Here is a 19,929-nt window from a genome sequence, read left to right as displayed (position 1 = left end):
CGCGTTACGCCAGCACTTCACACATGCCGATGGCCGAGCAATCCACTTCGAACGGGCCGAGAAAACCGCTGGGGGTTTTCACCGGTGGGTTGCCGGCCAGCAGCCCCAGCGCATTGGCCCGTTCGATGTTGTGAGCGATGGTGTGGTTGGCCTCTATGGCCCGGGCCAGTCCGCCGACCGAACCCTGGCCGAATCCCAACAGGGAAGCGCCGTTGGTCATGAACGCCAGTCCGGCGATGACCCAGAGTCTGTAGCCTTTCATGCTCCGCCGACTCCCGCGAGTTCAGCCGAATCTACCGCCGCGTTTTGCGAGCGAAGTTCGAACTGGATGCCGGGATGGGCGACGTCGATCGGTGCTTCGAAGCTGTGTTGCGACTGCGACGCCAGACTGACAAACAGCACCATGACCAGGTACAGACCGATGGCCACGTAGGCGCCGCGTTTGGCGGAAGTGATGATTGAAGTGGCCATGATGTGTGCTCCGTGGACAATGTTTCGAGGCCCACAGAATCGATCAAAAAAGCCGGGGTAACCACTCAGGGTTTTCCATAGTAACCATCAGCTTCGTTGATTATTTAGCCGGTCTATCTCGCCGTTTGAAAATAGCTATCGCCGGTCATTAAGCAGGCAAAAAACTGCCCAAGGCTGCGATCTTTTGATTTTGCTTTTTGATAAACAAGATCAAAGGATCGCAGCCTTGGGCAGTTCCAGGGCGTGACGGAAATTTCAGTGTTGAGCTTTGTGATCCAGCGCGGCGTAGAAGTTGGCGCTTTGTTGCAGGTATTTCTGGGTGTAGCTCTGGGTGTGGGATTTTTTGTCGCTGATTTCAACGTTGGCACTGGCTGGCAGAGCCACGGTGGCGGAGATGGCGGAGGCGGCAATCACGGAGAAGAGATTGAAGTTCATGGCGGTAACCCTCGTGTTCAGTTGGCTTGCTTGCCCGGTTGGGCCGTGAAGCAAACTTAACGCTCGAGGGTTGATCGCTTGAAATGCTTTGCAACATTACCTGTTATCAGCAGGATTAATACAAAGCTTCAGGCCCCGCAGACCGGGGCCTGCGGCTTATTGACGCACGAGAAACTTGAGGTCGCTCGGGGCGTCCATCGGCAGTTTTTGCACGGTTTTGCCCAGCAGACCGGTCTTGCCGTCGCGCTCGACCACGACAATCTGGTTGCTCTTCTGGTTGGCGATCAGCAGGAATTTGCCGCTCGGATCGAGGCTGAACTCACGCGGGTGATCGCCTTCCACCGAACGTCGTTGCAGTTCCTTGAGCTGGCCGCTGGCCGGGTCGATTGCGAACACCAGCAACTGATTGGCGGTGCCACGGTTGCTGACGTAGAGGAATTTGCCGTCGGCAGACGCGTGCAGCGCGGCGGCAGCCTTGTCCGACGTCGGCTGGCCGGCAGCCAGATCGACCATTTGCGTCTGGGTCAGGACGCCGTCCTTGTAGTCGAATACTGCGACCTGAGCGCTCATTTCCATGGTCAGCCAGGCGTGTTTGCCGTCAGCGCTGAACAGCAGATGACGCGGGCCGCTGCCGGCTGGCAGTTGCACCGACGCGGTTTTCGCCGGGGTCAGCGGCAGATCCGGGTTGGCTTTCGGGTCGAATTGGTAGATGAAGACCTTGTCGGCGCCCAGATCATTGGAGAACACGTAACGACCGTCCGGCGAGGACACCGTCGAGTGCACGTGGTTCGAGGCCTGACGCTCGGGATTGACCCGGCTCGCCGGGTGCGCGCTCATCTGCACCACCGGTTTGAGCTTGCCGTCGCTGCCCACCGGCAACACCGCGAGGGTGCCACCCGGATCTTCAACCACCGAGTAGTTGCTGACGAACAGATGGCTGGCGTCGCCGCTGAGGCTCGAATGGGTCGGCTCGTTGCCCAGGCTCTGGACCTGATTGATCAGGGTCAGGACGTGGGTCTTCGGATCGATAGAATAACTGCTGACGCGGCCGACCGGATCTGTCTGGCCAGGACCGTTTTCATTGACCACGAACACCCGGTGCTGATCCTTGGACAGGGTCAGCCACGACGGGTTTTCGCTCTTGATCACTTGCAGCGGCTTGGCGTCGATCTGGCCGGTGGCGCTGTCGAAGTTCATCCGGTAGATGCCTTCGCTGGTGCCGGCGGTGTAGGAGCCGACCAGCAACTGGAAGCTTTCGGCCGAGGCACTGGAAAGCCCCATCGCGCCGACGCTGCCGGCCATCAGCAATGGCCAGAATTTACGCATGTTCATTCGGTTTCATCCTCGTCGTCGGCGCTGCTCAGTACATCGCCAAGGCAGACCAGACGGTGTTCGCCAACGGTTTTGGTGTCGCTGGAAAAACCGACGATCAGCCAGCTCTGCAGATCTTCATCAAACGTCGCCGCTGCCACCTGAGCCGGGGTGAACTCCCAATGCTTGGCTGCCCGGCCATCGATGCATTCGATGTGCAGGTTGTCGTCTTCGTCGAGGGCGAATTCGAAAGCGTGCAGGCCGTCGATTTCGACCATACCGCAGTGTTCGAGGGCGTTGAGAAGGGTGTCGGTTACGGCAGTCATGGCAATCATGTCTTTCAGGGGGAAAGGGCCAATGATAGCTCAAAGCAGGCGCTGAGCTCCCGCCCTGATCGCTCCAACGCTCCAGCTCTTGATCGTTCCCACGCTCTGCGTGGGAATGCAGCCCGGGACGCTCCGCGTCCCTTCCAGAGCTGGAACGCGGAGCGTCCCTCGAGGCATTCCCACGCGGACGGTTCGACGCCTCGACGTGGGAACGATCATGTGGCGTGAGTTAGAGGGCGTCGCGCGATGGCTTGCAGTCGACCAGCCGCTGAATACGCAACGGGTTGGCGTTTTTCAGCGGTTCCGGCAGCAGGCTGTCGGGGTAGTTCTGGAAGCACACCGGGCGCAGGAAGCGATCGATCGCCAACGTACCCACCGAGGTGCCGCGGGCATCGGACGTCGCCGGATACGGCCCGCCGTGAACCATCGAATCACAGACTTCGACACCGGTCGGATAACCATTGAGCAGGATCCGCCCGACCTTCTGTTCCAGCAAAGGCGTCAGTTCCGGGAAGCGTTCGAAATCCGCCTGCTCGCCGATGATTGTCGCCGTCAGTTGTCCATGCAGGCCCTGCAACGCCGCGCTCAGCTGCGCCTTGTCGGCCACTTCGACGATCACCGTGGTCGGGCCGAACACTTCTTCCTGCAGCACTTCATCGCCATCGATCAGCAGGCTGACTTCCGCCTTGAACAACTGCGGCTGCGCCTGATTGCCCTGTTGCGGATTGCCCGCCAGATGCTCGATGCCGGCGTGCGCCAGGAGTTTTTCCAGGCCCTTGCCGTAGCTGCCCAGCGTGCCGGCATTGAGCATGGTTTGCGCCGGTTGATCACCGATCAGCGCCGCGACTTGCTCAACGAATGCCGTGAATTGTGGCGAGCGGATGCCGATCACCAAGCCCGGATTGGTACAGAACTGACCGCAGCCCTGCACCACCGACGCGGTCAGATCGCGGGCGACAGTTTCCGAACGCACGGCCAGGGCCTGAGGCAGCACGATCACCGGATTGATGCTCGACATCTCGGCGAACACCGGGATCGGCTGCGGACGGGCGGCGGCCATGTCGCACAGCGCCCGTCCGCCCCGCAGCGAACCGGTGAAACCTACCGCCTGAATGGCCGGATGTTTGACCAGCCATTCGCCGACACCGCCGCCGTAGATCATGTTGAACACGCCAGCGGGCATGGCGGTTTTTTCTGCTGCACGGATCAGTGCATCGGCGACCAGCTCAGCGGTGGCCATATGACCGCTGTGGGCCTTGAACACCACCGGGCAACCGGCCGCCAGCGCCGATGCGGTATCGCCGCCGGCGGTGGAGAATGCCAGCGGAAAATTGCTCGCACCGAACACCGCCACTGGGCCGAGGCCGATGCGGTACTGGCGCAGATCCGGACGTGGCAGCGGTTGACGATCCGGCAACGGCAGGTCGATGCGCGCACCGTAGAAATCACCGCGCCGCAGGACTTTGGCGAACAAGCGCATCTGGCCGCTGGTGCGCCCTCTTTCACCTTGAATCCGCCCGGCCGGCAGTGCGGTTTCGCGGCAGACTACGGCGACGAAATCATCGCCCAGTGCGTCCAGCTCATCGGCAATCGCATCGAGAAACTGCGCGCGGCGTTCGGCGCTGAGGCTGCGATACGCCGGATACGCCGCCGCAGCGGCCTTGGCGGCGGCGTCCACTTCCGCTTCCGTGGCCTGAATGAAGTCGTGAGGCAGTGCCTCGCCCGTGGTGGCGTCGACGCTTTGCAGCTTGACGTCGCCCGCCGCACTGCGACGACCGCCGATGTAGTTGTGACCGAGAATCTGAGTCATGGGATCTCCTTAAAGGGTGCCGATGCTGTCCGGTTCGAATGCCGCTGCGACCGGAGCGATGCCGTTGACCAGCGGTGCGCCGAATTCGGCCTGGCTGATCTCGAACACGTCGCCGGGCTGAGTGCGGATGCCATCGGCGAACGACAGGGTCGCGGTGCCGAAAAAGTGAATGTGCACGTCACCGGGGCGCAGGAACTGGCTGTACTTGAAATGGTGGTATTCGAGGTTCGCGAGGCTGTGGCACATGTTGGCCTCGCCGCTGAGGAACTCGTTCTGCCAAAGCACTTCGCCGTCGCGCAGGATGCGGCTCGTACCGGCCAAGTGTTGCGGCAATTCACCGACGCGCAGCTCCGGGCCGTAGCTGCAACTGCGCAGTTTCGAGTGGGCGAGGTACAGGTAGTTCTTGCGCTCCATGACGTGATCGGAGAACTCGTTGCCCACCGCGAAACCGAGGCGATACGGCTTGCCGTCGTGGCCGATGATGTAGAGGCCGGCCATTTCCGGTTCCTCGCCGGCGTCTTCGGCAAACGGCGGCAGCGGGAACGGCTGACCGGGACGCACGACAATGCTGCCGTCGCCTTTGTAGAACCACTCCGGCTGCACGCCCGCCTGCCCCGCCGCCGGTTTGCCGCCCTCCACGCCCCACTTGAAGATACGCATGGTGTCGGTCATCGCCGCTTCATCGCCGGCCTGCTGGTGCATCTTGTCCCGGGCCGAGGCGCTGCCGAGGTGCGTGAGGCCGGTGCCGCTGACCAACAGGTGCGCCGGGTCCGGGTGATCCAGTGGCGGCAGGATGCGCAGGTTGGCCAGCAATTCGGCGTAATCGTGACTGATGCCCAGGCCCAGGGTTTGCACTTGCTGCGCGAGGGTGCTGCCGGCCTCGATCGCGGCCAGGGCCAGATCGCGAACCGTGCGCGCATCCTGCACTTCACGCACCAGACCGTCCTCGACCACCCCGACACGGCGCTCGCCGCTACTCAATTCGAATTGAACCAGATGCATGTTTTTCTCCTATTACCTCAAAAACACCGCTGATCCCTGTGGGAGCGAGCTTGCTCGCGAAGGCGGTGCATCAGTCACCACAAATGTTGAATGTGCCGACCACTTCGCGAGCAAGCTCGCTCCCACAGGGTCGGTGATAGTCATTCAGGTACGGGTAGCACCCCGTGCGCTGGCGGCGAATTGGTTAACCGGCAGTACATGCTTGCGCTCGAGCAAGCGATAGACGACGCCCGTCAGAATCAGCCCGAACACCATCACCCCGGACAGGAAGTACAGGCCCGAAGCGAGGTTGCCGGTGTATTCCTTCAAGGCGCCGATCACGAACGGGCCGATGTAGCCACCGAGGTTGCCCACCGAGTTGATCAAGGCAATCCCGGCCGCCGCGCTGGCGCCGGCAAAGAACCGCCCCGGCAGCGTCCAGAACACCGCCGTGCAGGAAAACAGCGCGAACGCCACCAGACACAACGCCGCCAGTTGCGCCACCGGCAACGACAGCCAGGCACTGAGGAACAGGCCGATCGCGCCCAGCACATAGAGCACCGCCAGATGGCCGTAGCGATCATTCAAACGGTCGGAACTGCGCGGAATGATCAGCAGGCCGATGATCCCGAAAATGTACGGCACCGATGACACGAAACCGGTCACCAGATCGCTGCCGCCAAACTGTTTGATCAGGGTCGGCAGCCACAGGCCCAGGCCATAAATGCTCAGGGTCACCGGCAGATAAAACAGCGCCAGCAGCAACACGCGTTTGTCTTTCAGCGCATGCAGCGGATTGCCGTGACGGGTCTGGCCGTATTCCTGCAGGTCCTTTTTCAGCTCGCCGGTCAGCCAGTCCTTCTCGGCCTGGTCCATCCATTTCACTTGCTGCGGGCCGTCCGGCAACCAGCGCAATACCGGCCAGGTCAGCAGGATCGCCGGGGTGCCGATGACGATGAACAGCCACTGCCAGCCATGCAGGCCGAGGATGCCGTCCATGCCCAGCAGGCCGCCGGACACGGGGCCGGTGATCATCATCGCGATGGGTTGGGAAAGGATGAACAGCCCGAGGATCTTGCCGCGATGGCGCACCGGGAACCATTGGGTGATGTAGTACAGAACGCCGGGAAAGAACCCCGCCTCCGCCGCGCCGAGCAGAAAGCGCATCACGTAGAAACTGTGCGGGCCCTGGACGAAGGCCATGCCGATGGTGATCGCGCCCCAGGTGATCATGATCCGCGCGAACCAGCGCCGTGCGCCAAAGCGTTCGAGCATCAGGTTGCTGGGGATTTCAAACAGAAAGTAGCCGATGAAAAACAGCCCGGCGCCGAGGCCGTAGGCGGCATCGCCGATACCGATGTCGGCGCCCATGTGCAGCTTGGCGAAGCCGACGGCGGAGCGATCCACATAGGCGATCAGGTACAGCAGGATCAGGAAGGGAATCAGTTTCAGCGTGATGCGCCGGACAAGCCGCAGTTCCTGGCTCATGAGATCGGTCTCCGATTGTTGTTTTTATGGAACCTCGGGGGACGCCTCTCGCGGAAAATCGCCAGGGCCATCCCTCCGTCGAAATCGACTATATAGTAATACTAATTACGCAACAACACTTCCAAACCGTCGATTTTGCGCTTATGTTTAGCCGAAGCTCGCAAACAATAGTCTTACAATAAGAGAATCGATCATGTCTGATAAGAAACCCACCCTGCGCTCCGCCCAATGGTTTGGCACGGCCGACAAGAACGGCTTCATGTACCGCAGCTGGATGAAGAATCAGGGCATCGCCGACCATCAGTTCCACGGCAAGCCGATCATCGGCATCTGCAACACCTGGTCGGAACTGACCCCGTGCAACGCGCACTTCCGCCAGATCGCGGAGCACGTCAAACGCGGGGTGATCGAGGCTGGTGGTTTTCCGGTGGAATTTCCGGTGTTCTCCAACGGCGAATCGAACCTGCGCCCGACCGCCATGCTCACCCGCAACCTGGCGAGCATGGACGTCGAGGAAGCGATTCGCGGCAACCCGATTGACGGCGTGGTGCTGCTGACCGGTTGCGACAAGACCACCCCGGCCCTGCTGATGGGCGCGGCCAGTTGCGACGTGCCGGCGATTGTCGTCACCGGCGGGCCGATGCTCAACGGCAAGCACAAGGGCAAGGACATCGGTTCCGGCACCGTGGTCTGGCAGCTCAGCGAGCAGGTCAAGGCCGGCACCATCACGATTGACGATTTCCTCGCGGCCGAGGGCGGCATGTCCCGCTCGGCCGGTACCTGCAACACCATGGGCACCGCGTCGACCATGGCCTGCATGGCCGAAGCACTGGGTACTTCGCTGCCGCACAACGCGGCGATTCCGGCGGTGGATGCGCGGCGTTATGTGCTGGCGCACATGTCCGGCATGCGTGCGGTCGAGATGGTTCGAGAGGATCTGAAACTGTCGAAGATCCTGACCAAGGAAGCCTTCGAAAACGCAATTCGGGTCAATGCGGCGATTGGCGGTTCGACCAACGCGGTAATCCACCTCAAAGCCATCGCCGGGCGCATCGGTGTCGAGCTGGATCTGGACGACTGGACCCGCATCGGTCGCGGCATGCCAACCATCGTCGACCTGCAACCGTCCGGGCGTTTCCTGATGGAAGAGTTCTACTACGCGGGCGGCTTGCCGGCCGTGCTGCGCCGCCTCGGTGAGGCCAATCTGATTCCGAATCCGAATGCGCTGACCGTCAACGGAAAATCCATCGGCGAGAACACCAAGGACGCGCCGATCTACGGTGAAGACGAAGTGATCCGCACCCTCGACAATCCGATCCGCGCCGACGGCGGCATCTGCGTGTTGCGCGGTAACCTGGCGCCACTGGGCGCGGTGCTCAAGCCGTCAGCCGCCACGCCGGAACTGATGCAGCATCGTGGCCGCGCGGTGGTGTTCGAGAACTTCGACATGTACAAGGCGCGGATCAACGACCCGGAACTGGACGTCGATGAGAACTCGATTCTGGTGATGAAGAACTGCGGGCCGAAGGGTTATCCGGGCATGGCCGAAGTCGGCAACATGGGGCTGCCGGCCAAGCTGCTGGCGCAGGGCGTGACCGACATGGTGCGTATTTCCGACGCGCGCATGAGCGGCACGGCATACGGCACGGTTGTGTTGCACGTCGCCCCGGAAGCAGCGGCCGGCGGGCCTTTGGCGGCGGTGCAGGAAGGCGACTGGATCGAGCTGGACTGCGCCAGCGGGCGTTTGCACCTGGATATTCCGGACGCTGAACTGGCAGCGCGCATGGCGGATCTGCAACCGCCGCAGCAGCTGTTGGTGGGTGGTTATCGTCAGCTGTACATCGACCATGTGCTGCAGGCGGATCAAGGTTGCGATTTCGACTTCCTGGTAGGTTGCCGAGGGGCTGAAGTCCCGCGCCATTCCCACTAACACCGCCGTCCCCTTGTGGGAGCGGGCTTGCTCGCGAAAGCGGATTGTCAGCAACCTGTGTTTGTCTGACACACCGCTTTCGCGAGCAAGCCCGCTCCCACATTTGCTCTGTATCTGCCTCAAGACTGTGTGGTGCCTGCTATGATGCGCGGCATCTCCATCGCTCAGGATCGCGCCACTCCCCATGGATTACCGCAAACCTTCCGACCGTAAAAGCATGCACTCGCGCATCGTCCAGGAACTGGGCATGCAGATTGTTTCCGGACGCTTTCTGCCCTGCGACAAGCTGCCCGCCGAAGCCTTGCTCTGCGAGGAATACGCGGTCAGCCGGCCGGTGTTGCGCGAAGCCACCCGAGTGCTGGTCGCCAAGGGCCTGGTGTATTCGAAACCGCGCGTCGGCACCGTGGTCAAGCCACGCCGCGAATGGCACATGCTAGACCCGGACGTGCTGCACTGGCTGATGCAAAGCAGCCCGCAGAACGAGTTCTTCAACGTCCTGACCAGCGTGCGCAGCATCATCGAACCGGCCGCCGCCGCCCTCGCCGCCCAGCACGCCACCGATGCCGACATTGCGTCGATTGCCGAGGCTTACCAGCGCATGGAAGCGGCGCCGACCCCGGAAGCCTTGCTGCAACCGGATCTGGACTTCCACAGCCGGATTGCCGACGCGACTCATAACGACTTGCTGGCGAACCTGTGCAACATGCTGTCGGTGGCGATTGCCGAGGCTCTGAAGCATTCGAATCAGCGGCCGAACCTGCATGAACTGGCGTTGCCTCGGCACAAGGCGATTTTGACGGCCATCGAGAATCGGGATGCGCTAGGCGCGCGGCATGCGACGTTGGTGCAGCTGGATGATGCGCGGAGTGCGCTTAGCGTCGTGCTAGGCACCGAACTTTCTTAAGCCTTGAGACCGCTTGCCCTCACCGCAGACATAAAAAAGCCGCAACCCTTAAAGGTTGCGGCTTTTTCATTTCAGCCAACCGGCTCAGTGAGCAAACAACGAATTCCCCTTCTGCCCCGCCAGTTTCTCCGGCTTGATCAGGAACTTCGCCAGTGCCGGCAGCAGCCACAGCGCACCGAACATGTTCCACAGCAGCATGAAGGTCAGCATCAGGCCCATGTCGGCCTGGAACTTGATCGCCGAGAAGATCCAGGTGCACACGCCGATGGCCAGGCACAGACCGGTGAACAGCACTGCTTTACCGGTGGATTTCAGGGTCTGGTAATAGGCTTCCTGCAACGGCAGGCCGGCACGCAGGAAACTTTCCAGACGGCTGTAGATGTAGATGCCGTAGTCCACGCCGATCCCCACGCCCAGCGCCACCACCGGCAACGTCGCAACCTTCACGCCGATACCCATGAACGCCATCAGCGCGTTGCCCAGCACCGAGGTCAACACCAGCGGCAGCACGATGCACAAGGTCGCCGCCCACGAGCGGAAGGTGATCATGCACATGACCGCCACGCAGATGTACACCAGGATCAGAATGGTCAGCTCGGACTTCTTGATCACTTCGTTGGTGGCCGCCTCGATCCCGGCGTTACCGGCCGCGAGGATGAATTCCAGGCCTTCCTTGTTGTTTTCCTTGGCGAAGTCCTGCACCGCATGCACCGCGCGATCCAGGGTTTCGGCCTTGTGGTCGTTGAGGAACACCAGCACCGGTGCCAGCGAGCAACTGTTGTTGTACAGGCCGTCGGCCCGGGCGATGGAGTTGTTCAGCACGTCCGGGTTGCGTGACAGGGTTTCCCATTTCAGGTTGCCCTCGTTCATGCCCTTGATCATCTGCTTGGACACGGTCACCAGCGAGATTGCCGACTGCACGCCCTCGGTGTTCTGCATCTTCCACATCAGCTCGTCGATCGGCGCCATGGCTTCATAGCGCGAGCAACCTTCGGACTTGGTCTTGACCATCACCACCAGCACGTCGGAACTGGTCGAGTAGTTGCTGATGATGAAGTTGTTGTCCTTGTTGTAGCGCGAGTCCGGACGCAGTTCCGGCGCGCCCTGGTCGAGGTCGCCGATCTTCAGGTTCTGGCTGTACCAGAGACCGCCACCGAAAGCGACCAGCGCCAAGGCGATGGAAATCGGGGCGACTTTCGGGTTGGCGAAGTTCGACAGCAGGCGCCAGAACGGATGCTCGCGGTGCGCGTCCTTCTTGCTCTTGGCGATGGCGCGCTTGCTGATGCCGACATAGGAAATCGCCACCGGCAGCAGAATCAGGTTGGTGAACACGATCACCGCCACACCGATGGAAGCGCCGATGGCCAGTTCGCGGATCACGCCGATGTCGATGATCAGCAGCGTGATGAAGCCGACGGCGTCCGCCAGAATCGCGATCATCCCCGGCAGGAACAGCTGACGGAATGTCCGCCGTGCAGCCGTCAACGCGTTGTCTGCCTCACCGGATTGCAGGGCGATACCGTTGATTTTCTGCACGCCGTGGGAAATGCCGATGGCGAAAATCAGGAACGGCACCAGCATCGAATACGGATCGAGGCCGAACCCGAAAAAGTGCATCAACCCCAGTTGCCAGACCACCGCCACCAGCGTGGTGCTCAACACCGCCACGGTGCTGCGCAGGCAGTTGGTGAACCACAGCAGCAGGATCAGGGTGATGACGAAAGCGATGCCGAAGAACATGACCACCATCACCAGGCCGTCGATCAGGTCACCGACCTTCTTGGCGAAGCCGACGATGTGGATCTTGACGTTGGGGTTCTGCGCTTCGAACTTGTTGCGGATCTTGTCTTCGAGCTCATGGGAGAACTGGCGATAATCCAGCGCCAACAGCTTGCCCTGATCCTGCGGGTCCGGGTAGGACTCCAGCAGCGGGATGTCGACGATGCTCGACTTGAAGTCGTTGGCCACCAGACGCCCGACCTGACCGGACTTGAGCACGTTGTTGCGCAGCAGATCGAGGCTGTCCTGGGAACCGTTGTAGCTCTGCGGGATCACTTCGCCGCCGGCAAAACCTTCCTCGGTCACTTCGGTCCAGCGCACGCTCGGGCTCCACAGCGACTTGAGGCCGGAACGGTCGACGCCGGAGATGTAGAACACCTCGTCGTTGATCTGACGCAGGGTCTCCATGTACTCCTTGGAGAAAATGTCGCCATCCTTCGCTTCCACCGAAATGCGCACGGTGTTGCCCAGGTTCGCCAGATCGTTACGGTGCTCCATCATCTTTTCAATGAACGGATGCTTGAGCGGGATCATCTTTTCGAAACTGGTGGACGGGCGGATCAGCGTGGCCTGCCAGAACAGGAAAATGCTGACCAGCAGGCAGATCACGATCACTGCCGGGCGGTTGTTGAAGATCAGGCGCTCGAGAAACGTCGCCTTGTCCTGATGATGAGTGCTCAAGGAAGTCATAGCCCCGCCTTCTTATTATTGATTCGGCTCATTTGCCCAGCTCGGCGCCGTTCGCAGTAGTCACGCGAACGCCACCCTGTCCGCTCAGGATCAGATTGCCGTTGCCGGCGGCGGTGACCGACGACAGCGAGATGCGATCCGGACGGTTGAACACGCTGAAGGTTTCGCCGTTGTCGCTGCTGCTGACCACTGAGCCGCCGTTGCCGACGATGACGATGGAGCCGTCTTCGAGCAGCGTGGCGCCGGACAGGCCGAACTCCAGCGAACCGCGCGCAGCTTTCAGTTCGACCTGCTCCCAGCTGCTGCCGAAATCGGTGGAGCGGTAAAGGTTGCCGCGCAGACCGTAAGCCAGCAGGGTTTGCGGTTGCGCCGTGCCGATCACGCCGAACAGCGAGCCTTCGTACGGGCCTTCGAGTTTTTCCCAGGTCTGGCCCCAGTCGGCGGAGCGGAACATGCTGCCCGACTCGCCGACGATGAACAGGCCGGCGTCTTTTACCGAAGCGATGGCGTTGAGGTGGAACTGGTCTTCGTTGTCGAGGCGATCGCTGACGTCTTCCCAGTTTTTGCCGCCGTCGGTGGTTTCCAGCAGCGCGCCGTAGGCACCCACGGCCAGACCACTGTTGACGTCCTTGAACCAGACGTCGAGCAGCGGCGATTCGCGCTTGAGGTCTTCGAACTGTTTGGTCCAGGTCAGGCCGCCGTCTTCGCTGGCGAGGATCTGCGCGTCGTGGCCGACGGCCCAGCCGTGCTTGTCATCGACGAAATACACGGCGGTCAGCAACTGGCGGCTCGGCACTTTGGCCTGGGTCCAGGTCTTGCCCTGGTCGTCGGAATAGAGAATGTGCCCGCGATCCCCGACCGCCACCAGCCGGGTTCCGGCGTGAACGACATCGAGCATCAGGCTTTTCGAGGCCTTGGCCGATTCGGTGGAATAGACCACATCGGCAGGCGCTTCGGCGGCGAGAACCGGCGCCGACAATGTGGCAAAGCCCAGCAGAGAGAGTGCTGTGGCCAGCAACGCGGTGTTGCGTAACGCCGGCGGGCGGCAACGACTCATAGACCTTCCCCTGTTTATTATTGTTGGTCATGGACCTTAAAGGGCGCCGCAAGGGTGCTCACGGTGACTGCCTGGTCACAAGCATAGTCCTGAAACCCGCCATCCAGAGCCCCTTCGGAAGCTGGCTCATCCTATCGGGCATTCGAAACGTCTGACAATCGGCGCAACGTTATCTTTTGTTAACCGAAAGGGACTACAGCGGCGGCTGAATACGCGGGCATTCGTCCGACTGATGGCAGGGATTCTTGCGAGGGGGACTTGCACGATCGGTATTATGGTATACCATCAGACGCACAGACACTCTTTATCCCCTACGGAGCAGCTCATGAGTTTCGAAATTCGCAAGATCGTCAGCTATGTCGAAGAAACCTTCATCGAAGGCGGCAAGGCGTCCGATACCCCGGTGACCATGGTCGGCCTGGCCGTCGTGATGAAGAACCCATGGGTCGGCAACGGCTTTGTCGAAGACCTCAAGCCGCAGATCCGCGCCAATTGCTCCGACCTCGGCGCGATGATGGTCGAGCGTCTGGTGGGCATCATCGGCGGTGCCGAGAAGATCGAGGCTTACGGCAAAGCCGCGGTGGTCGGCGCCGATGGCGAAATCGAGCACGCGTCGGCGGTGATCCACACCCTGCGCTTCGGCAATCACTACCGCGAAGCGGTCAAGGCCAAGAGTTACCTGAGCTTCACCAACAAGCGCGGCGGTCCGGGCACTTCGATTCAGATCCCGATGATGCACAAGGACGACGAAGGCCTGCGCTCGCACTACATCACCCTGGAAATGCAGATCGAAGACGCCCCGCGCGCCGACGAAATCGTCGTGGTGCTCGGTTGCGCCGACGGTGGTCGCCTGCACCCGCGCATCGGCAACCGCTACATCGATCTGGAAGAACTGGCCGCCGAAAAAGCCCAGTAATCACAATAAAAAAGGCATTGCAGGAGCGCTCCATGATTCGGCTCACCGCTGAACTCACCCCGGCCGGCACCAGTTATCTGGCGACCGGCCAAGGCCAACCCGTGGTGTTGATCCACGGCGTGGGCCTGAACAAAGAAATGTGGGGCGGCCAGATCGTTGGCCTGGCCACGCAATACCGGTTGATCGCCTACGACATGCTCGGCCATGGCGCCAGCCCGCGACCGGCCAGCGGCACCGCCCTGCTCGGCTATGCCGATCAGTTGCTGGAGCTGCTCGACCACCTGCAATTGCCCGAGGCGTCGGTGATCGGCTTCTCCATGGGCGGTCTGGTGGCGCGGGCGTTTGCCCTGCATTACCCGGAACGCCTGAAAAGCCTGGTGGTGCTCAACAGCGTGTTCAACCGCAGCGAAGAGCAGCGCGCCGGCGTCATCGCCCGCACCGCGCAAGCCGCCGAACACGGGCCGGACGCGAATGCCGAAGCGGCGCTGTCGCGCTGGTTCAGCCGCGAATATCAGGCGGCCAACCCGGCGCAGATCGCCGCGATCCGCCAGACCCTCGCCGGCAATGATCCGCAAGGCTACCTGACCACCTACGAACTGTTCGCCACCCAGGACATGTACCGCGCCGACGACTTGGGCAGCATCCAGGCGCCGACGCTGATCGCCACTGGCGAGCTGGACCCCGGATCGACCCCGGAAATGGCCGAGCAACTGGCCGCGCGCATTCCCGGCGCGAAGGTTGCCGTGCTGCCCGAACAACGGCATATGATGCCGGTAGAGTCGCCACGGCTGGTGAACCAGACGCTGCTGGAATTTCTCGACACCGCACACGCCCGACAAAACCATATAAAGGGGATCGTTGCATGACGCTCGCACGCTTCCAGATGTGCATCGGCGGAGAATGGGTCGACGCCCTCTCCGGCAAGACTTTCGAAAGCCTCAACCCGGCGCTGGCCGAACCCTGGGCCGAACTGCCCGACGCTGACGAAGCCGACGTCGAGCGCGCCGTGCAAGCCGCGCAGACCGCGTTCGACAGCCCGGCATGGCGTGGTTTGACCGCCACCGCGCGCGGCAAACTGCTGCGTCGTCTCGGTGACCTGATCGCTGAAAACAAGGAACAACTGGCGCAGCTGGAAAGCCGCGACAACGGCAAACTGATCCGCGAAACCCGGGGTCAGGTCGGCTATCTGCCGGAGTTCTTCCACTACACCGCCGGCCTCGCCGACAAGCTCGAAGGCGGCACCCTGCCGCTGGATAAACCCGATCTGTTCGCCTACACCGTGCACGAAGCCATGGGCGTGGTCGCCGCGATCATTCCGTGGAACAGCCCGCTTTATCTGACTGCGATCAAACTGGCGCCGGCGCTGGCGGCGGGCAACACCATCGTGATCAAACCCTCCGAGCACGCCTCGGCGACCATTCTGGAACTGGCGCGCCTGGCCCTCGAAGCCGGGATTCCGCCGGGTGTGGTCAACGTCGTCACCGGCTACGGCCCGAGCACCGGCGCCGCCCTCACCCGTCATCCGCTGATCCGCAAGATCGCCTTCACCGGCGGCGCGGCCACGGCCCGGCATGTGGTGCGCAGCAGTGCCGAGAACTTCGCCAAGCTATCGCTGGAACTGGGCGGCAAGTCGCCGAATATCATCTTCGCCGACGCCGATCTCGACAGCGCGATCAACGGCGCCATCGCCGGGATCTACGCGGCGTCCGGGCAGAGTTGCGTATCCGGTTCGCGACTGCTGGTGCAGGATGAAATCTACGACGAGTTCGTCAGCCGTTTGGTGGAGCGCGCCCAGCGCATCCGCATCGGCAACCCGCAGGACGACAGCAGCGAAATGGGCCCGATGGCCACCGCGCAGCAACTGGCGGTAGTTGAAGGTCTGGTGGCTGATGCGATTGCCGAAGGTGCGCGCCTGCGTCTGGGCGGCAAGCGGCCGAGCGGTGTGGGCGACGGCTGGTTCTATGAGCCGACGCTGTTCGAGTGCGATCGCAACTCGATGAAGATCATGCAGGAAGAAGTCTTCGGCCCGGTGGCCTCGGTGATCCGTTTCAAGGATGAAGCCGAAGCGCTGGCGATTGCCAACGACTCACAGTTCGGCCTCGCCGCCGGCATCTGGACCCGCGATCTGGGCCGCGCCCATCGCCTGGCCCGGGACGTGCGTTCGGGGATCATCTGGGTCAACACGTACCGCGCGGTGTCGGCAATGGCACCGATCGGTGGTTTCAAGAACAGTGGCTATGGACGCGAAAGCGGCATCGATTCGGTGCTGGCCTACACCGAACTGAAAACGGTGTGGATCAACCTCTCCCAGGCGCCGATGCCTGATCCGTTTGTGATGCGTTAGGAGTCCTGCGACATGATCGAACCCGGCATTTACAAAGACGTCATGAGCTCGTTTCCGTCCGGGGTCACGGTGGTCACCACCCTTGACCCGGATGGCGGCATCGTCGGCATCACCGCCAGCGCCTTCAGTGCGCTGTCGATTGACCCGGCGCTGGTGCTGTTCTGCCCCAACTACGCTTCCGACACCTACCCGGTGCTGCGCGACAGCAAGCGTTTCGCGATCCATTTGCTGTCCGCCGACCAGACCGCCGAGGCCTACGCCTTCGCCGGCAAAGGCAAGGACAAGGCCAACGGCATCGAGTGGCATTTGAGCGAGCTCGGTAACCCGATCCTCGCCAAAGCCACGGCGATCATCGAGTGCGAACTGTGGCGTGAATACGACGGTGGCGACCACGCGATCATCGTTGGCGCGGTGAAGAACCTGATCCTGCCGGAGCAGCCGGTGACGCCGATGATTTATCACAAGGGCAAGCTCGGCGCGTTGCCGACACTGGGTTGAGAAAATAATGCGAAACCCTGTGGGAACGAGCTTGCTCGCGAAGGCGTAGTGTCAGTCGACATCAATGTTGCGGGTGCTGACGCTATCGCGAGCAAGCTCGCTCCCACAGGGAATGGTGGTGTGAGGGGTAATGATGAACAACGACAAGTACGAAAAGGGCCTGAAGATCCGCACCCAGGTGCTGGGCGAAGCCTATGTGCAGCGCTCGATCGAGAACGCCGACGACTTCACCCGCCCGTTGCAGGAAATGGTCACCGAATACTGCTGGGGTCACGTCTGGGGACGCGAAGGCCTGTCGCTCAAGGAGCGCAGCATGATCAACCTGGCGATGATCTCGGCGCTCAACCGCCCGCACGAACTGAAACTGCATGTGCGCGGCGCCTTGCGTAACGGCCTGAGTCGTGAGCAAATACGCGAAATTCTGCTTCAGGTCGGTATTTATTGCGGCGTCCCGGCAGCCGTGGACAGTTTCCGGCTCGCCCGTGAAGCCTTCGCCGAAGCCGACGCCGAGGCCTCCAGTTAACCCCTCGGCTGTTTTGATGCCCGTCTGGCATGGACAGCCACCTTAAAGAGCGGACCCCATGAAACGCCTGCCACTCGACGACAGCTTCAAGGTCAATCGCAACCCCGTCACCCTGCGCGAAATCGTGCTGGATAAACTGCGAAGCGCCATCATGAACTTCCAGCTGCTGCCGGGCGATCGCCTGGTGGAGCGCGATCTGTGCGATCGCCTGGGCGTGAGCCGTACGTCGGTGCGTGAAGCCTTGCGTCACCTGGAATCCGAAGGTCTGGTCGAGTTCGCTGACGCCAAAGGCCCGCGCGTAGCGATCATCACCCTCGCCGATGCGGTCGACATCTATGAGCTGCGTTGCGTACTCGAAGGCCTGATCGTCCAGCTGTTCACCCTGCGCGCCAAGGCCAAGGACATCAAGGCCCTGGAAAAAGCTCTCGACGAGAACCGCAAGGCGCTCAAGGACGGCGAACTGCAACAGGTGATCGACTCGGTACAGGGTTTCTACGACGTGCTGCTGGAAGGCTCGGGCAACCATGTCGCGGCCACTCAGCTGCGTCAGTTGCAGGCGCGCATCAGCTACCTGCGGGCGACGTCGGTCTCCCAGGAAAACCGTCGCGGCGCCAGTAACCACGAAATGGAAAAAATGGTCGAGGCGATCAAGAGCGGCGATCCGCTGGCGGCGCATCAGGCGTGCGTCGATCACGTGCGCGCTGCGGCTGCCGTGGCCCTCGACTACCTCAAGCGCAAGCAGGAAGAGACCGGCGCCACTCCACCGATCACCCTGCCCATCGCGCTGAAAGAACCGCGCATAGGTCACTGACATGTTCAGCCCGAGCTTTTGCCCGAAATGCGGTGGCGCTGACCTCGGTCAGCAGGTGCCGCCGGGCGATACGCACGAGCGCCTGATGTGCCGCGGCTGCGGCTACATCCACTATGTAAACCCGAAGATCATCGCCGGCTGCATCATCGAGCAGGACGGCAAATACCTCTTGTGCCAACGAGCGATTCCCCCGCGCCCCGGCACCTGGACCTTGCCCGCCGGTTTCATGGAAAGCGGCGAGACCACCGAACAGGCTGCCCTGCGCGAAGTCTGGGAAGAAAGCGGCGTACGCGCGGAAATCGTCTCGCCGTACTCGATCTTCAGCGTGCCGAAGATCAGCGAGGTCTACATCATCTTCCGCGCCCTCGCGCTGGAGATCACCGGCCAGTACGGCCCGGAAACCCTCGCTTGCAAGTTCTTCGCCCCGGAAGACATCCCGTGGGAGCAGATCTATTACCCGGCGATCCGGCAGATCCTCGAACGCTACATCGAGGAACGCCAGGCCGGGGTTTATGGCATGTACATGGGCAATGACGACAGCGGCAAGATTCATTTCATGCGTTGATCGTCCTGCCCGCGCCGCTTACGGCGCCATCCCTTCCACAATAATGATCTCCGCCCGCGCCCACTCCTCGCGGTAGCTCTTCGCTTCCTGATACGCCGCCGAGTGGTAGCACGCCACGGCCTGCTCGTAGCTTTCGAATTCAATCACCACGCTGCGCTGCGGCGTCGCCCGACCTTCCATCGCTTCGCTGCGCCCGCCTCTGGCTAAAAACTTCGCGCCGAACTCGGCGAACGCTTTCGGCGCGCGCTGCGTGTATTGGATGTAGTGATCGGGATCGGTGATGTCCACGTGAGCAATCCAGTACGCCTTCATAGTGACCTCTTGGTTGATTTTGTATTATGGTATACCACGAATTTCACCCATATCGAGAGTCCAGCATGGCCTTCAACAGCATCGAAGAAATCATCGAAGATTATCGCCTCGGCAAAATGGTGTTGCTGGTCGATGACGAGGATCGGGAAAACGAAGGCGACCTGCTACTGGCCGCCGACCGTTGCACGCCCGAGGCGATCAGTTTCATGGCCCGTGAGGCTCGAGGGCTGATTTGTCTGACGTTGACCGACGATCATTGCCAGCGCCTGGGGCTGGAGCAAATGGTGCCGAGCAATGGCAGTGTATTCAGCACCGCGTTCACGGTCTCCATCGAAGCGGCGGTCGGCGTGACTACCGGGATTTCCGCGGCCGACCGCGCGTGTACGGTGGCCGCTGCGGTGGCGCCGAACGCACGCGCAGAAGACCTGGTGCAGCCGGGCCATATCTTTCCGCTGCGCGCCAAGGAAGGTGGCGTGTTGACCCGTGCCGGTCACACCGAGGCTGGTTGCGATCTGGCGCGGCTGGCTGGTTTCACGCCCGCCTCGGTGATCGTCGAAGTGATGAACGACGACGGCACCATGGCCCGTCGTCCGGATCTGGAAGTCTTCGCGCGCAAGCACGGGATCAAGATCGGCACTATCGCCGACCTGATCCACTATCGCCTGAGCACTGAACACACCATCGAGCGCATCGGCGAGCGGGAGTTGCCGACGGTGCATGGCACGTTCCGTTTGATTACTTTCGAAGATCGCATCGAGGGCGGCGTGCACATGGCGAT

Annotated in this window: 21 protein-coding genes; 10 read left to right on the top strand and 11 right to left on the bottom strand. The window is 61.7% G+C overall.

The features are described 5' to 3' along the window. Window positions 1-4: 4 nt before the first annotated feature. The 8 genes from K5E37_RS26180 to K5E37_RS26145 all read right to left on the bottom strand — a co-directional run bounded on the left by K5E37_RS26180 (window position 5) and on the right by K5E37_RS26145 (window position 6,822). Entirely contained in the window at window positions 5-262 is a 258-nt protein-coding gene (locus K5E37_RS26180) for a hypothetical protein (protein WP_115078204.1), read from the bottom strand. After that, complete coding sequence (locus tag K5E37_RS26175) at window positions 259-471, bottom strand: hypothetical protein (RefSeq protein WP_085603084.1); 213 nt, start codon at window positions 469-471, stop codon at window positions 259-261. The genes K5E37_RS26180 and K5E37_RS26175 overlap by 4 nt, the downstream gene beginning before the upstream one ends. Window positions 472-726: 255 nt before the next feature. Further along, entirely contained in the window at window positions 727-906 is a 180-nt protein-coding gene (locus K5E37_RS26170; RefSeq protein WP_007941320.1) for a hypothetical protein, read from the bottom strand. 156 nt (window positions 907-1,062) lie between these two features. After that, window positions 1,063-2,238 (bottom strand): lactonase family protein, encoded by a 1,176-nt coding sequence (locus K5E37_RS26165; protein WP_221535533.1) that lies wholly within the window; start codon window positions 2,236-2,238, stop codon window positions 1,063-1,065. Next, window positions 2,235-2,543, bottom strand: coding sequence for a DUF5629 family protein (locus K5E37_RS26160; RefSeq protein WP_085605117.1), 309 nt, complete (start codon window positions 2,541-2,543; stop codon window positions 2,235-2,237). Before K5E37_RS26160 ends, K5E37_RS26165 begins: the two co-directional genes overlap by 4 nt. Window positions 2,544-2,772: 229 nt before the next feature. Beyond that, window positions 2,773-4,353, bottom strand: coding sequence for an aldehyde dehydrogenase (NADP(+)) (locus K5E37_RS26155; protein ID WP_221535532.1), 1,581 nt, complete (start codon window positions 4,351-4,353; stop codon window positions 2,773-2,775). Between the two features lie 9 nt (window positions 4,354-4,362). Further along, a complete protein-coding gene (gene araD1 / locus K5E37_RS26150) occupies window positions 4,363-5,355 on the bottom strand; it encodes an AraD1 family protein (protein ID WP_085603078.1) in 993 nt (330 codons plus the stop codon). Between the two features lie 144 nt (window positions 5,356-5,499). After that, a complete protein-coding gene (locus tag K5E37_RS26145; RefSeq protein ID WP_221535531.1) occupies window positions 5,500-6,822 on the bottom strand; it encodes an MFS transporter in 1,323 nt (440 codons plus the stop codon). Between the two features lie 193 nt (window positions 6,823-7,015). Between K5E37_RS26145 and K5E37_RS26140 the strand changes: the two genes are divergently transcribed. Together K5E37_RS26140 and K5E37_RS26135 are read left to right on the top strand one after the other, a co-directional pair. After that, the gene (locus tag K5E37_RS26140; protein WP_221535530.1) at window positions 7,016-8,752 is read left to right on the top strand and encodes an IlvD/Edd family dehydratase; all 1,737 of its coding nucleotides are present in this window, start codon (window positions 7,016-7,018) and stop codon (window positions 8,750-8,752) included. Between the two features lie 184 nt (window positions 8,753-8,936). Continuing rightward, on the top strand, window positions 8,937-9,656 hold the full coding sequence (locus tag K5E37_RS26135; protein WP_007957415.1) for a FadR/GntR family transcriptional regulator: 720 nt from the start codon (window positions 8,937-8,939) through the stop codon (window positions 9,654-9,656). Between the two features lie 84 nt (window positions 9,657-9,740). Here K5E37_RS26135 and K5E37_RS26130 read toward each other — a convergent pair whose 3' ends face one another. Continuing rightward, window positions 9,741-12,125: an RND family transporter gene (locus K5E37_RS26130; protein ID WP_007957414.1), complete on the bottom strand. Its 2,385-nt coding sequence runs from the start codon at window positions 12,123-12,125 to the stop codon at window positions 9,741-9,743. A 28-nt stretch (window positions 12,126-12,153) separates the two neighbouring features. Continuing rightward, window positions 12,154-13,182, bottom strand: a complete 1,029-nt coding sequence (locus tag K5E37_RS26125; protein ID WP_221535529.1) for a YCF48-related protein — start codon at window positions 13,180-13,182, stop codon at window positions 12,154-12,156. A gap of 325 nt (window positions 13,183-13,507) precedes the next feature. Here K5E37_RS26125 and K5E37_RS26120 point away from each other — a divergent pair, with 325 nt between their 5' ends. The 7 genes from K5E37_RS26120 (at window position 13,508) to K5E37_RS26090 (ending at window position 18,839) form a co-directional block, all read left to right on the top strand. Further along, the gene (locus K5E37_RS26120; protein WP_007957412.1) at window positions 13,508-14,098 is read left to right on the top strand and encodes an amino acid synthesis family protein; all 591 of its coding nucleotides are present in this window, start codon (window positions 13,508-13,510) and stop codon (window positions 14,096-14,098) included. Between the two features lie 32 nt (window positions 14,099-14,130). Next, a complete protein-coding gene (locus K5E37_RS26115; protein WP_221535528.1) occupies window positions 14,131-14,964 on the top strand; it encodes an alpha/beta fold hydrolase in 834 nt (277 codons plus the stop codon). Further along, window positions 14,961-16,442, top strand: coding sequence for an aldehyde dehydrogenase (locus K5E37_RS26110; RefSeq protein ID WP_085603065.1), 1,482 nt, complete (start codon window positions 14,961-14,963; stop codon window positions 16,440-16,442). Before K5E37_RS26115 ends, K5E37_RS26110 begins: the two co-directional genes overlap by 4 nt. Before the next feature lie 12 nt (window positions 16,443-16,454). Next, window positions 16,455-16,940 carry a flavin reductase family protein gene (locus K5E37_RS26105; RefSeq protein WP_074688589.1) on the top strand — a complete coding sequence of 162 codons (486 nt, stop codon included), beginning with the start codon at window positions 16,455-16,457 and terminating at the stop codon, window positions 16,938-16,940. Window positions 16,941-17,073: 133 nt separating this feature from the next. Next, a complete protein-coding gene (locus tag K5E37_RS26100; protein ID WP_085605114.1) occupies window positions 17,074-17,463 on the top strand; it encodes a carboxymuconolactone decarboxylase family protein in 390 nt (129 codons plus the stop codon). 58 nt (window positions 17,464-17,521) lie between these two features. Then, window positions 17,522-18,274: a GntR family transcriptional regulator gene (locus tag K5E37_RS26095; RefSeq protein WP_085603063.1), complete on the top strand. Its 753-nt coding sequence runs from the start codon at window positions 17,522-17,524 to the stop codon at window positions 18,272-18,274. 1 nt (window position 18,275) lies between these two features. Beyond that, on the top strand, window positions 18,276-18,839 hold the full coding sequence (locus tag K5E37_RS26090; RefSeq protein ID WP_007957402.1) for an NUDIX hydrolase: 564 nt from the start codon (window positions 18,276-18,278) through the stop codon (window positions 18,837-18,839). Window positions 18,840-18,857: 18 nt separating this feature from the next. On the opposite strand, the gene K5E37_RS26085 is transcribed toward K5E37_RS26090, so the two are convergent. After that, complete coding sequence (locus K5E37_RS26085; RefSeq protein WP_221535527.1) at window positions 18,858-19,151, bottom strand: DUF1330 domain-containing protein; 294 nt, start codon at window positions 19,149-19,151, stop codon at window positions 18,858-18,860. A 65-nt stretch (window positions 19,152-19,216) separates the two neighbouring features. Here K5E37_RS26085 and ribB point away from each other — a divergent pair. Further along, on the top strand, window positions 19,217-19,929 hold a 713-nt coding region (ribB, locus tag K5E37_RS26080; protein ID WP_221535526.1), incomplete at its 3' end, for a 3,4-dihydroxy-2-butanone-4-phosphate synthase.

Source organism: Pseudomonas sp. RIT778 (assembly GCF_019718735.1).
In the GTDB taxonomy this organism is placed as follows: domain Bacteria; phylum Pseudomonadota; class Gammaproteobacteria; order Pseudomonadales; family Pseudomonadaceae; genus Aquipseudomonas; species Aquipseudomonas aphyarum.
This window is presented reverse-complemented; position numbering and strand designations above follow the sequence as displayed.